Source organism: Pseudarthrobacter sp. C4D7, assembly GCF_013359725.1.
GTDB lineage: Bacteria > Actinomycetota > Actinomycetes > Actinomycetales > Micrococcaceae > Arthrobacter.
Map to the genome: position 1 here is coordinate 58,332 of NZ_JABFMW010000009.1, position 12,672 is coordinate 71,003.

Consider the following 12,672-nt stretch of genomic DNA (forward strand, 5'->3'; position numbering starts at 1 on the left):
CGGAACGCGCCAACGTGCTGCCTGCGGCGGCCCAACGGACTGCCGCAGGCTGTTGCCATGAAGTTCCTCGACGATCCGCCCCGGTTCCTGTTTTTCACCGGCAAGGGTGGGGTGGGCAAAACCTCGGTAGCCTGCGCAACGGCACTTGCACTGGCCAGGGCAGGCAGAAAGGTGCTGTTGGTCAGTACCGATCCTGCCTCAAATGTGGGGCAGGTCTTTGGCCTGGCCATCGGCAACACCGTGACCCCCATCCCGGAGGTGCCAGGGCTTTCCGCCCTGGAGATCGACCCCGAGCAGGCCGTCGAGGCCTACCGCGAGAGAATCCTGGCACCCGTCCGTGGACAGCTTCCCCCGGCAGAACTGGCCGGCATCGCCGAGGGCCTGGCCGGTTCCTGCACCACGGAGATCGCGTCCTTCGATGAGTTCACCAACCTGCTGGCCGACGAAACGGCCTACGGCAGCTACGGGCACGTCATCTTCGACACCGCCCCAACAGGCCACACCATCCGGCTGCTGCAACTCCCCGGATCCTGGACCGCTTTCCTGGCGGCGGGCAAAGGCGACCCGTCCTGCCTGGGGCCGCTCTCGGGGCTGGAGAAGCAGAAGCAGGTCTACGCCAAGGCAGTCCAGGTCCTCACGGACCCGTCCCGCACCCGGCTGGTGCTGGTGAGCCGGGCGCAGGCCTCCTCATTGACGGAGATCGAACGGACCTACCTGGAGCTCAGCCAGATCGGGATCACCGGCGGCTACGTGATCATAAACGGCGTCCTGCCGGAAGCCGCAGGCACGGAGGACCTGGCCCGGGCGCTCCGGGCCCGTGAAGCGGCGGCAATAGCCGGCATTCCCGCCGCGATAGCCGGCCTTCCCCGCGATGTCCTGGACCTGAAACCGGGCAACATGGTGGGCATTCCCGCGCTGGAGTCGTTGCTCGCCCCCTCCGCCGGCGCCGGCGACACCGGAAACGCAGCGCCGCTGCCCGGGCTTGAGGACGCCCCGCTGGGTGCGCTGGTGGACGAACTGGCACTCCAGAACCACGGCCTGATCCTGTGCATGGGCAAGGGCGGTGTAGGGAAGACCACCGTTGCGGCCGCCATCGCAGTTGCCCTGGCAAAGCGGGGCCACGAGGTCCACCTGACCACTACCGACCCGGCAGCCCATCTCACGGAAACCCTTCATGGCTCCATCCCGGGCTTGACCGTGTCACGCATCGACCCCGACGCGGCCATCCAGGAGTACCGAAGCCATGTGATGCAAACCAAGGGCAAAAGCCTGGACGACGACGGCCGCGCCGCCCTGGCAGAGGACCTGATGTCCCCGTGCAATGACGAAGTGGCGGTGTTCCGGCAGTTCTCCAAGGCAGTCCAGGAGTCCCGCCGGCACTTCGTGGTGATCGACACCGCCCCCACCGGCCACACGCTGCTGCTGCTGGACGCCACGGGGTCCTACCACCGCGAAATGGTCCGCCAAGTGGGTGCAACCATGGGATTCGTGACTCCCCTGATGCGGCTCCAGGACCCGTCATTGACCAAGGTTGTGCTGGTCACGCTGGCCGAGACGACGCCGGTATTGGAAGCCGAAGAGCTGAAGACCGACCTGGAACGGGCCGGCATTCATCCGTGGGCCTGGGTGGTCAACAACTCGATCGCCGCCGCCCACCCGCGGACGCCGTTCCTGCAGGCCCGCGCCGCCGGCGAAATTGGGCAGATCAGGAAGGTGCATACGCTGACGAACCGGGTGGCCCTGATTCCCCTGCTCGCCGAGGAACCCGTCGGCGAGGCGAAGCTGTCCGCACTGACCGAGCTCAGCTCCCAACCAGCGTGAAACAGGTCCGACGGCGGCCGCGGCCCGGCGGGTGCACCCGGCTTTACAGGGCGGCCAGGATCCCTGCCGTCTTCTCCAGCGCGCCGGGGACCAGGGAGTAGTAGGCCCACGTGCCGCGCTTTTCGCGGTGCAGCAGGCCGGCGTCGACCAGGATCTTCAGGTGGTGGGACACGGTGGGCTGGCCCAGGTCCAAAGGCTCGGTCAGGTCGCAAACACAGGCTTCACCGCCGCCGGCACCCTTGACGATCGAGAGCAGCCGCAACCTGTTGGGATCTGACAGGGCTTTGAAGACCAAAGCCTTCTGCTGGGCCTCCTCTGCACCCAGAGCAGGCAGGTCCGACGGCGCACAGCAGGCCTCGTCGAGGCCCGGCTCAATGGTTTGCAGAGAGTTCATCTGTCCATTATGCACATAGATTGACATTCATCGATATGGTTGAGGATACTTCATATCGACATCCATCAATTTATCGAAGAGCCGCACAGGAGTTCCGTGAGCACCCAGACTGACCCGCCGCCCACCCGTGATGGGGAGGCCGCCGTCGTCGGTAAGCTTTCCACCCTGGACCGCTTCCTGCCGGTCTGGATCATCGCCGCCATGGCCCTGGGCCTGCTGCTGGGAAGCGTCATTCCGGGCCTGAACACCGCGCTCGAGGCAGTGAAGATCGGTGAAGTGTCCCTGCCGATCGCCGTCGGCCTCCTCGTGATGATGTATCCGGTCCTCGCAAAAGTCCGCTACGACCAGGCGCACCGCGTGATCGGCGACCGCAAACTGATGATCACCTCCCTGGTGCTCAACTGGGTACTGGCGCCGGCATTCATGTTCGCCCTGGCGTGGATCTTCATCCCGGACCTGCCCGAATACCGCACCGGCCTGATCATTGTGGGCCTGGCCCGCTGCATCGCCATGGTGATGATCTGGAACGATCTTGCGTGCGGCGACCGCGAAGCCGCGGCCGTGCTGGTGGCCATCAACTCCGTCTTCCAGGTCATCGCGTTCGGCGCCCTGGGCTGGTTCTACCTCCAGCTCCTGCCGTCCTGGCTGGGCCTGCCCACCACCAGCGCCGACTTCTCCTTCTGGGCCATCACCGGCTCCGTGCTGGTGTTCCTCGGGATCCCGCTGCTGGCCGGCTTCCTCACCCGCACCCTCGGCGAAAAGGCCAAAGGCCGCGACTGGTACGAAGGCACGTTCCTGCCCAGACTGGGCCCGTGGGCGCTGTACGGCCTGCTGTTCACCATCACCCTGCTGTTCGCCCTGCAGGGCAGCACCATCACCTCCCGCCCGCTCGACGTCGTCCGGATCGCCCTGCCGCTGCTGGCCTACTTCCTGGTGGTCTTCGGCGCCGGCATGGCCATCGGTAAAGGGCTGGGCCTGGGCTACGCCAAAACCACCACCCTGGCGTTCACCGCGGCAGGCAACAACTTCGAACTCGCCATCGCCGTCGCGATCGGCACCTTCGGTGTCACCTCAGGCCAGGCGCTGGCCGGCGTCGTCGGGCCCCTGATCGAAGTTCCCGTCCTGGTCGCGCTGGTTTACGCCGCCCTCTGGGCCCGCAAGCGCTACTTCACCCCGAGCCCGCTTTCCGTCTGAACCCCAAAACCTTCAGGAGAAACCCATGAGCACCGAAACCGGCAAGAAGCCCTCCGTCCTGTTCGTCTGCGTCCACAACGCCGGCCGCTCCCAGATGGCCGCCGCCTTCCTCACCACCCTCTCCAACGGCGCCATCGAGGTCCGCTCCGCCGGATCCGCCCCCGCCGACAAGGTCAACCCGGCCGCCGTCGAAGCCATGGCCGAACTCGGCATCGACATGTCCGCCGAGATCCCCAAGGTCCTCACCACCGAAGCCGTCAAGGAATCCGACGTCGTCATCACCATGGGCTGCGGCGATACCTGCCCCATCTTCCCGGGCAAGCGCTACGAGGACTGGGAACTCGAAGACCCGGCCGGCCAGGGCGTCGAGGCCGTCCGCCCGATCCGGGACGAGATCAAGACCCGCATCGAGGACCTCATCGCCTCCCTCGCCCCCGCGAACAAGTAACCAACCCCACCGGATGAAACAGAGGACACCATGGCCGCACCCCATACCCTTCGCGTAGCTGTCATCGGAGCCGGGCCCATCGGCCTCGCCGCGGCGGCACACCTGCTGGAACGCGGCCTGGAGCCGCTGATCCTCGAGGCCGGCCCGGCCGCGGCTGCCGCGATCGAACAGTGGCGCCACATCCGGTTGTTTTCCCCCTGGCAGTACAACACCGACGCCGCCGCCGCACGCCTGCTCGCCGCAGCCGGCTGGGAATCGCCCGAGCCGTCCGCGCTGCCCACCGGGGGCGAACTGATCGACCAGTACCTCACCCCGCTCGCATCGCTGCCCGGGATCGCGTCCCGCCTGCACACCGGGGCCCGCGTCATCGCCGTAACCCGCCTCGGGATGGACAAGACCCACAGCCGGAACCGCGACACCACCCCGTTCGTGGTCCGGGTCGAGCACGCCGGCGGCGAAGTCCGCGACTACCAGGCCGCCGCCGTCATCGACGCCTCCGGAACCTGGTCCACCCGGAACCCGCTCGGTACCTCCGGCCTGCCCGCCGTTGGCGAAGCAGCCGCCGCGGCCCACATCTCCTCGCCCCTCCCGGACGTCCTGGGACGGGACCGGGCAGCCTTCGCCGGCCGCACCGCCGTCGTCATCGGCGCGGGCCATTCCGCAGCCAACACGCTGATCAACCTCTCCGAACTGGCAGCCCAGGCCCCCGGAACAAAGATCGTCTGGGCGATCCGCGGAGCTTCGGCGGCCAAGGTCTATGGCGGTGGCGACGCCGACGGTCTCGCCGCCCGCGGCCGGCTCGGCAGCAGGCTCCGCACCCTCGTGGAGGATGGCACGGTGGAACTGCACACGGGCTTCGGGATCGCGGCCCTCGCTACCGCCGGCGGCGCCGTCACCCTGACCTCCACTGACGGCCGCACCCTGGGTGCCGACGTCGTAGTCCCGGCAACCGGGTTCCGGCCGAACCTGGACATGCTCCGGGAACTCCGGCTGGAACTGGACCCCGGCGTGGAAGCACCCCGCGGGCTCGGCCCGCTGATCGACCCCGAGTTCCACTCCTGCGGCACCGTCGAACCGCACGGTGCGAAGATGCTGGCCCACCCGGAGCAGGACTTCTACATCGTGGGGATGAAGTCCTACGGCCGGGCTCCCACCTTCCTGCTGGCCACCGGCTACGAGCAGGTCCGCTCCGTCGCCGCGGCCCTCGCCGGAGACCGCGAAGCCGCCGACACCGTCCAGCTCGACCTCCCCGAAACCGGCGTCTGCTCCTCCGATATCGGCACCAGCTGCGACGTCCCGGCCCCGGCCACCGCGGGATTCGTGGCCGAAACCTCCGGCGGCTGCTGCAGCACGCCCGAACCCGTCCTCGTCGGATTCCCCACCGGCCTGGCGCACGGCCGCTCCGGCGGGAACTGACCGCCGTCGGGCATCAGCCAGCGCGGCAGGCGGCGGCGTAAAAAATTCGTCAATAAAACACCCCGCCGGCCCCGATCCCGCCCCTCCGGTCCTTTGATGGAGGCATAGGCAGGCGCGATGGCAGGGAGGGCGGATGCGCTGGGATGAGGAGCCGGAGGACCGCGGCAGGGTCAAGTTTGCCGCGTCCGCCGACGCCGTGGAGGGCTACGGCGGACGCGGGCTGAACGGCCGCGCCCTTCATCCGGTGGCGGGCTACACCTTCCCGGACCGGGACGGCGACCCGTGGTGGGTGATCTTCCAGCCCTGGCCGTCCCCCGGCACGCACCCGCACCGGATTCCCGGCGACATCCTGGCCTGCAACGACTCCTACGGCGACATGGTCCACGTCGTGGTGCTCGCCGCGGGCATCTGGGAGGACGACGCCGAGGAGGCCTTCAGCGCCAACGCCCCTTCCAGCCTGGCGGACGCCGCCCGGGTTGCCGCCGCGGTGGCGCACATCAGCCGACGTGGACCCACGGCCGCTGGGTGACATCCGGGACAGCTTCGCGGAGCACTTCACGGGTCACCGGCGCGATCTCGCCCTCGCCCAGGAACAGGAACCGCACCAGGTTGGTGATGGGGTTGCCCTCCGTCCAGCGGAAATAGATGTGCGGCATGAGCCCGGTGACGTCCCTGATGTGCAGCAGCACGGAGGCAATGGTGTTGGGCACCACCGGGCCGTGGACTTCCAGGATGTGGAACCCGTGGCGGTTGATGCCCCGGACGTACAGTTCGGTCTCAAAGTCCGAGGAATCGTCCACCACCACCTCCAGGAACAGGGCCTCCCCTGCCAGCGGGAGGTGGCTGACCTCGATGGCGGACTCGAGTTTGTCCCGGTAGGCCTGCGGCGTCATCCGCAGCGGCTCGTGGGCGACGATGGTGATAGGCCCGTCCAGGGCGCTGGACATAAACTCCAGTGCCTGCTGGTCCAGATGCACCCGGATTGCATGCAGCTCGAAGGAGCGGCGCACCCGGGACAGCAGCGAGATGACGATGATGCCCAGGATGAAGATGGCGGCGATCCGGATGCCCTCGGGCCGCTCAAAGATGTTGGCCACCGTGGTGTAGGCGAACACCACGGCAATGGCGCCGAAGCCCACGGTCAGGTTCCGCTGCCTGCGGCGCCGCGCCGACAACGTGACCGCCACGGCGGCGGAGGTCATCAGCACCAGGACGCCGGTGGCGTACGCACCGCCCTGGGCATCGACGTCGGCCTTGAAGATGAAGGTGATCAGGAAGCCGATCAGGGTGAAGACCAGTACCAGCGGACGCACTGCCTTGGCCCACGCCGGCGCCATGCCATAGCGGGGCAGGTAGCGCGGCACCAGGTTCAGCAGGCCTGCCATGGCCGACGCGCCGGCGAACCAGAGGATGCCGATGGTGCTGATGTCATAGACGCTGCCGAACCCCACGCCCAGGTACTCGTGGGCCAGGAAGGCCAGGGCACGTCCGTTGGCCTGCCCGCCGGGCTGGAACTCCTGTTCCGGGATCAGGACCACGGTGATGAAGCTGGTGGTCAGCAGGAACACGCTCATGATCACGGCGGCGGTGGTCAGCATGCGCCGGGTACCGCGGATGCGTCCTGCGGGGTTCTCCTCGGTGTCGTCCGCGGCGCCGCGGACCTGCGGCATCACGGCCACGCCGGTTTCGAAGCCGGACAAGCCCAGGGCCAGCTTGGGGAACACCAGCAGCGCGATGGCCACGGCCATGACCGGGTTTCCGTGCGACACCCACAGGTTGGTCCACCAGTCCCCCATGGCCGCGGGGTGCGTGAGCACCTGCGCCAGGGTGGCAACCACCACCACGGAGTTCAGGCCCAGGTAGAGGACCACCAGGACGACGGCGACGCCAATGGCTTCCCGGAATCCGCGCAGGAACACGGCCGCCAGGAGGGCGAGCAGGAACAGCGTGACGGGTACGTTCTGGTTCTGCAGCCAGCCCGGGGCGACGGGGTTGCCCAGCAGGTGGGCGGAGGCATCCGCTGCCGAGAGGGTCATGGTGATCATGAAGTCAGTGGCGGCGAATCCCAGGAGGACCAGCACCAAGAGCTTGCCGCCCCACCGGGGCAGCAGCCGCTCCAGCATGGCAATGGAACCTTCGCCGCGGGGGCTTTCACCGGCCACCCTCCGGTACACAGGCAGGGCGCCCAGCAGGGTCACGGCCACCAGTACCAGGGTGGCCAGCGGGGAGATGACCCCTGCGGCGAGCGCGGCGATGGCCGGCTGGTAACCCAGGGTGGAGAAGTAGTCCACGCCCGTCAGGCACATGACCTGCCACCAGGAATGCTTCTTCTCGTGCTGTGTGGGGACGCCGCCGGGGCCGGGGTGGGCTCCCTTGCTGTCCTGCAGCCCGAACAGCAGCCAGTCCTGGAGCGCCTTCCTGCCATGGGCGTGGGGCGCGGACGGGTCCGCCGGGGGCCTGCTCAACGTGGTCATGTCTGCCTTTCCGCGCTGCCCTTTGCATCGCGACCCTTGCGAAGCTAGCACCGGCCAAAACGGCGGGAGCGCGAAAAGCGGATTTCTTAATGTTTCCTTGACGCCTGATGTGCGGTGGGTGGTTTACGGCGCCGGGCAGCAGCGTGGGGGCCGCTGGAACTGCTGTAAGCCGGCCTGCCGCTGCACTACGCTGAGGCCTGTGGAGCACCCGACGCATATGGCCCGACGAGCGACGCGTGCCAGCAAACTCCCCGATCTTCCAGGGAGACCCGGCGGCGGCACGAACCTGGGCCGCGTGCTGCTGCATCCCGTCCGGCTGGTGCCGTTGGCCTTCCTGGCGGTGATCGCTGTGGGCGCCGGGCTGCTGATGCTTCCGGCCGCTCATAGAACCTTGCAGCCGGAGCCCTTCCTGGCAGCCATCTTCACCTCGGTTTCAGCGGTCTGCGTCACCGGCCTGGCCACCGTGGACACCGCAACCTTCTGGACACCGTTTGGCCAGGGCGTGATCCTGGGGCTCATACAGGTGGGCGGCTTCGGCATCATGACCCTGGCAACCCTGCTGGCGCTTTTGGTCCGCAAGACCATTGGCCTCCGGGGCCAGCTCATCGCCCAGTCCGAGACCCACACCCTGAATTTCGGGGACGTCCGCTCCGTGATCTTCGGGGTGGCCCGGATCATGGTCCTGTTCGAGGCCACCACCGCCGCGGTCCTCACCGTCCGCTTCTGGATCAGTTACGACCACAACCCGTTGACCGCGCTGTGGCACGGTGTTTTCCACGCGGTCTCCGCTTTCAACAACGCTGGTTTCGCCCTGTACAGCGACAGCCTGATCAGTGTGGCCGGCGACCCCTGGATCATCGTCCCCATTTGCGCTGCCATCCTGGCCGGCGGCCTCGGGTTTCCCGTGCTCATCTTTCTGCTTCGGGGTGGAGTCAGGGTTAAGGACTGGACCGTCCACATGCGCCTGACCATCTACGGCAGCCTGATTCTCCTCGCAGCGGGCGCAGCGCTCTTCGCCGCCTTTGAGTGGAACCGGGAGCAGACCCTGGGCCCCATGCCGGTGGGCGGGAAGATCCTCGCCACCCTGGCGGGCACCGTATTCCCCCGCACGGCAGGTTTCAACAGCATTGACTACGGGGCGGCATCTCCTGAAACCCTGATGGTCACCAACATCCTGATGTTCATCGGCGGCGGCAGCGCCGGAACCGCCGGCGGCATCAAGATCACCACCTTCCTGGTGCTGTTCTTCGCCATCTGGAACGAAATACGCGGCCGCGACCACGTGACTGTCGCCCACCGCTCCATCAGTTCATCGTCGCAGCGGCAGGCCCTCTCCGTGGCGCTGCTGGGGGTGGCGGCAGTCATGGCCGGCACCTTGCTCCTGCTCATGTTCACCGACAAGCCCCTCGACAGGGTGCTCTTCGAATGCGTTTCCGCTTTCGCCACCGTCGGCCTCAGCACAGGCATCACCCCACACCTCCCGCCGGACGCGCAATGGGTGCTGATGATCCTCATGTTCACCGGGCGCATTGGCACCATCACTGTGGCCTCGGCCTTGGCGCTCTCCTCCCGGCCCCGCCTTTTCCAGCTCCCGGAGGAGCGGCCGGTTATCGGCTAGGCGCGGTGGGTCCTTCTTGACCTGGTTGGTACTACGCTGGACCCTGTGGGACAGCCAAAGGTGCTTATTTGCGGGGCGGGTATCGCCGGACCAACGCCCGCCCTCTGGCAGTCCGGCCTGATCCCGTTCGGCCGCAGGATCGGGCCATCGCGCCTGGGACGTCCGCGCGGCGGCGACGTCGAAATCCCGCGCGCCGGCATTGCAGCCCGTCTCTTGCCACGATAGCGAAGCCATGCAAACTGCCTTGCTGCTGTCCTTCGCCGTCCTGCTGTTGATCGGGGTGCTGATCTCCGAGCGCGCCCACCGCACAGTGCTGTCCACCGCCGTCCTCTTCCTGGTGGGCGGATTCCTGCTGGGACCGGGCGCTATGGGCCTGATCACCGTGTCCACCGGAGATCCAATCGTCAGCGGGCTGGCGGAGCTGGCCCTGTTCTCGGTCCTCTTTACCGACGGGATGCACGTCGGCTACCGGGACCTGCGCACCGCATGGCGGCTGCCCGGACGCGCCCTCCTGCTGGGCCTGCCATTGACCCTCGTTCTCACGGCGCTGTTCGCCCACTACATCGCGGGACTGCCCTGGCTCGAATCCTTCCTCCTCGGTGCCATCCTTGCCCCCACAGACCCGGTGTTTGCCGCCGCGATCGTGGGCAGGGAAGAGGTACCGGGCCGGCTACGGCACCTGCTGAACGTCGAATCCGGAGTCAACGACGGCCTGGCACTGCCCATCGTGCTGATCCTGCTGGCCGCAGCAGGAGGCAGCAGTACCAGCGGGGAGGAGCTGCTGTTCGAAATTATCCTGGGCATCGTGGTCGGGGTGGCGGTGCCCGTCGTCGTACTCTCTCTCGAAAAGCTTCCGTTCCTGCAGGCCATCAGGTCTCTCCAGCCGTTGCTGGCGGTTTCCATCGGGCTCCTGGTGCTCGCCATCTGCCAGGCGACCCACGCCAATCTGTTCCTGGGCGCCTTCGCAGCCGGCATCACGGTGGCCACCACGAGCCCTGGACTGCGGCACGAATTCGAACAGTTCGGAGAGCTGGTCACCGAGCTCCTCAAACTTGCAGCGATCATGGTCTTCGGTGCCTTGATTACGCCGGCCTTCCTTTTCACGGAGATTCCCCTCGCCGGGTGGATCTTCGCCGTACTGGCCCTGGTGGTGGCACGGCCGCTGGCCCTCCTGGTGTCCTTCCTGGGGGCTCGGCTGCCCGTGGGCGAACAGGCGGCAGCCATGTGGTTCGGGCCGAAAGGCTTCGCCTCGGTGGTGTACGGCCTGATCATCCTGGAATCGGACATCGCGCGCGCCGACGAGGTCTACCACCTGGTGGGCTTGGTGATCGTGCTCTCCATCCTGTCCCATTCCTCCACGGATGTGGTCATCGCCCGGCAGTTCGCCCGGAGACAGCCTGCAGGCACGGAAGAAAAGACCAGTCATGGCTGACAGGCTCCATCGACGCGCACCTGTGCCGCCCGCAGGCGGCGGCCGCCGTAGGGATGCAGCATGAAAGCCATCGTTGCCGGTGCAGGAATCGCAGGCCTCGTCACGGCACGTCAGCTCGGCCTGGCCGGCTGGGATGTCGAGCTGCTGGAGAAGTCCCGGGCCCCCCGGTCTGACGGCTACATGATGGACTTCTTCGGTCCGGGAGTGGAGGCCTCCGAACGCATCGGCCTCTATCCCCGCCTCGCGGCGTCGGCGTATCAGATCGAGTCTGCTGATTACGTCGACGCTGCGGGCCGCCGCACCTGCAGCATCGACTACGGCCAGTTTTCCCGGTTGGCAGGCGGAAAGGTTTTGAGTCTCCTGCGGCCAGACATTGAACGGGCCGCCTTGTCCGCACTTGGCGACGTGCCGGAGGGACGGGTCAGGCTCAGCTACTGGACCCGGGTCCTGCGCGCCTGGACGGACGACGGCGGTGCACATGTCGCCGTCGACGGCGCCCCAGAGGACGTGCTCACCGCGGATGTGCTGGTGGGGGCCGATGGCATCCACTCTGTGGTGCGGGCCGCCCTCTTCGGTCCTGACACGGACTGCCTCAGGCTCCTGGGGATGCGCGCCGCGGCGTTCATCGTCACCGATCCCGCATTGAACGCGCGTTTCAGGAACCGGTTCATCCTCACCGATACCATCGACCGGATGGCCGGGCTCTACAGTCTCCGCAATGACGAGGTGGCCGCGTTCCTCGTCTACCGGGCGCCCAGGGACGGGTCCGTTCCCGAGCTCCAGGCTGTGCGTGAGCGCTTACGTGCGGAGTTCGCCGGTGCCACCGAAGCGGTCGACCGACTCCTTGAGCTTTGCCCCGAGCATCCCTACGACGACGTTGTAGCGCAGGTGGTGCTGCCATGCTGGCAGAAGCAACGTGCGGTTCTCGTCGGGGATGCCGCGGGCGCCGTCTCGCTGCTCGCCGGCCAGGGCGGCTCACTCGCCATTGCCGGCGCCGCCCTGCTTGGAGACATCCTGGGGCCAGTGAACGCCTCCGACCAGATCAACAGCGCCCTGGCCCGCTTCGACAAGGAGTGGCGGCCCGTGGTCGAGGTGGCGCAGGCATCCGGGCGGCGGGCGGCTGCATCGTTCCTTCCCAGGAACAGGGCGCAGCGGCTGCTGCGCCGGTGGATCATCCGCGGCACCCGGCTGCCCGGTATCGACCGGCTTGTAGCGCGGCAAATCCTTCGCACCATCGCGAAGTAACGGCGGCAGCGCCACGGGTGCGGCCAAAAGCGCCCACGTGGTCATCGGCAGGCTCAGCCCTGCTTGACCAGTGCCGCTTCCAGGTTGATCTTCACCTTGTCGCTGACCAGCAGGCCGCCGGCTTCCAGCGCTGCGTTCCAGGTGAGCCCGAATTCCTTCCGGCTGATCTCGGCCTCTGCGGAGAACCCGGCCCGGGTGGCGCCGAACGGGTCCACCGCGACGCCCGTGAACTCGACTTCCAGCTCTACGGGGCGGGTGACGTCCTTGATGGTGAGGTCCCCGGTCAGGGTGTATTCCTCGCCGTCCCCCTCAATGGCGGTGCCGCGGAAGGTCATCTGCGGGAACTTTTCGACGTCGAAGAAGTCTTCGCCGCGGACGTGGGCGTCACGGTTCGCGTCGCCGGAGTCGAAGCTGGCGGTGGAAACCGTGGCATGCACCGAGGAGTCCGCCAGGGACTGGCCCACCCGTGCCTCGGCCTGGGCATCGGTGAAACGGCCCCGGACCTTGCTGATCCCGGCATGGCGGACACTGAAGCCGATCTCGCTGTGGGACATGTCCAGGGTCCATGTTCCCGGCGTCAGTTGCGTGGGAAGGGTCATGGTCATTCTCCTTACTCGTAGGGCCGCAGGC

Annotated in this window: 11 protein-coding genes; 8 read left to right on the top strand and 3 right to left on the bottom strand. The window is 67.4% G+C overall.

The window, feature by feature from the left end; translation table 11 throughout:
* Positions 1–57: 57 nt before the first annotated feature.
* A complete protein-coding gene (gene arsA, locus HNO81_RS08840) occupies positions 58–1,821 on the top strand; it encodes an arsenical pump-driving ATPase (protein WP_175317753.1) in 1,764 nt (587 codons plus the stop codon).
* Between the two features lie 43 nt (positions 1,822–1,864).
* Here the strand turns inward: arsA and HNO81_RS08845 are convergent, their stop codons facing one another.
* Entirely contained in the window at positions 1,865–2,215 is a 351-nt protein-coding gene (locus HNO81_RS08845; protein WP_175317754.1) for a metalloregulator ArsR/SmtB family transcription factor, read from the bottom strand.
* A 96-nt stretch (positions 2,216–2,311) separates the two neighbouring features.
* On the opposite strand from HNO81_RS08845, the gene arsB reads away from it, so the two are divergent.
* The 4 genes from arsB (at position 2,312) to HNO81_RS08865 (ending at position 5,802) form a co-directional block, all read left to right on the top strand.
* A complete protein-coding gene (gene arsB / locus HNO81_RS08850) occupies positions 2,312–3,409 on the top strand; it encodes an ACR3 family arsenite efflux transporter (RefSeq protein WP_175317755.1) in 1,098 nt (365 codons plus the stop codon).
* A 25-nt stretch (positions 3,410–3,434) separates the two neighbouring features.
* Entirely contained in the window at positions 3,435–3,857 is a 423-nt protein-coding gene (locus tag HNO81_RS08855; protein ID WP_175317756.1) for an arsenate reductase ArsC, read from the top strand.
* A gap of 30 nt (positions 3,858–3,887) precedes the next feature.
* Positions 3,888–5,273, top strand: coding sequence for an FAD-dependent oxidoreductase (locus tag HNO81_RS08860; RefSeq protein WP_175317757.1), 1,386 nt, complete (start codon positions 3,888–3,890; stop codon positions 5,271–5,273).
* A 133-nt stretch (positions 5,274–5,406) separates the two neighbouring features.
* Positions 5,407–5,802 (top strand): hypothetical protein, encoded by a 396-nt coding sequence (locus HNO81_RS08865; RefSeq protein WP_175317758.1) that lies wholly within the window; start codon positions 5,407–5,409, stop codon positions 5,800–5,802.
* On the opposite strand, the gene HNO81_RS08870 is transcribed toward HNO81_RS08865, so the two are convergent.
* On the bottom strand, positions 5,771–7,747 hold the full coding sequence (locus HNO81_RS08870) for an amino acid transporter (RefSeq protein ID WP_175317759.1): 1,977 nt from the start codon (positions 7,745–7,747) through the stop codon (positions 5,771–5,773). The two genes, HNO81_RS08865 and HNO81_RS08870, sit on opposite strands and share 32 nt — an antisense overlap.
* Before the next feature lie 295 nt (positions 7,748–8,042).
* On the opposite strand from HNO81_RS08870, the gene HNO81_RS08875 reads away from it, so the two are divergent.
* From HNO81_RS08875 to HNO81_RS08885, 3 genes are all read left to right on the top strand, one after another.
* Positions 8,043–9,365: a TrkH family potassium uptake protein gene (locus HNO81_RS08875; RefSeq protein WP_371818199.1), complete on the top strand. Its 1,323-nt coding sequence runs from the start codon at positions 8,043–8,045 to the stop codon at positions 9,363–9,365.
* Positions 9,366–9,597: 232 nt separating this feature from the next.
* Positions 9,598–10,797 carry a cation:proton antiporter gene (locus tag HNO81_RS08880; RefSeq protein WP_175317761.1) on the top strand — a complete coding sequence of 400 codons (1,200 nt, stop codon included), beginning with the start codon at positions 9,598–9,600 and terminating at the stop codon, positions 10,795–10,797.
* 60 nt (positions 10,798–10,857) lie between these two features.
* On the top strand, positions 10,858–12,042 hold the full coding sequence (locus HNO81_RS08885; RefSeq protein WP_175317762.1) for an FAD-dependent monooxygenase: 1,185 nt from the start codon (positions 10,858–10,860) through the stop codon (positions 12,040–12,042).
* A gap of 53 nt (positions 12,043–12,095) precedes the next feature.
* On the opposite strand, the gene HNO81_RS08890 is transcribed toward HNO81_RS08885, so the two are convergent.
* Positions 12,096–12,641: a YceI family protein gene (locus tag HNO81_RS08890; protein WP_175317763.1), complete on the bottom strand. Its 546-nt coding sequence runs from the start codon at positions 12,639–12,641 to the stop codon at positions 12,096–12,098.
* Between the last annotated feature and the right edge of the window lie 31 nt (positions 12,642–12,672).

Bases quoted from the DNA above. Each gene is read 5' to 3' on its own strand.
- HNO81_RS08890 (WP_175317763.1), bottom strand. From the start codon at position 12,641: ATGACCCTTCCCACGCAACTGACGCCGGGAACATGGACCCTGGACATG.
- HNO81_RS08865 (WP_175317758.1), top strand. From the start codon at position 5,407: ATGCGCTGGGATGAGGAGCCGGAGGACCGCGGCAGGGTCAAGTTTGCC.
- HNO81_RS08845 (WP_175317754.1), bottom strand. From the start codon at position 2,215: ATGAACTCTCTGCAAACCATTGAGCCGGGCCTCGACGAGGCCTGCTGT.
- arsA (WP_175317753.1), top strand. From the start codon at position 58: ATGAAGTTCCTCGACGATCCGCCCCGGTTCCTGTTTTTCACCGGCAAG.
- HNO81_RS08860 (WP_175317757.1), top strand. From the start codon at position 3,888: ATGGCCGCACCCCATACCCTTCGCGTAGCTGTCATCGGAGCCGGGCCC.
- HNO81_RS08880 (WP_175317761.1), top strand. From the start codon at position 9,598: ATGCAAACTGCCTTGCTGCTGTCCTTCGCCGTCCTGCTGTTGATCGGG.
- HNO81_RS08855 (WP_175317756.1), top strand. From the start codon at position 3,435: ATGAGCACCGAAACCGGCAAGAAGCCCTCCGTCCTGTTCGTCTGCGTC.
- HNO81_RS08885 (WP_175317762.1), top strand. From the start codon at position 10,858: ATGAAAGCCATCGTTGCCGGTGCAGGAATCGCAGGCCTCGTCACGGCA.
- HNO81_RS08870 (WP_175317759.1), bottom strand. From the start codon at position 7,747: ATGACCACGTTGAGCAGGCCCCCGGCGGACCCGTCCGCGCCCCACGCC.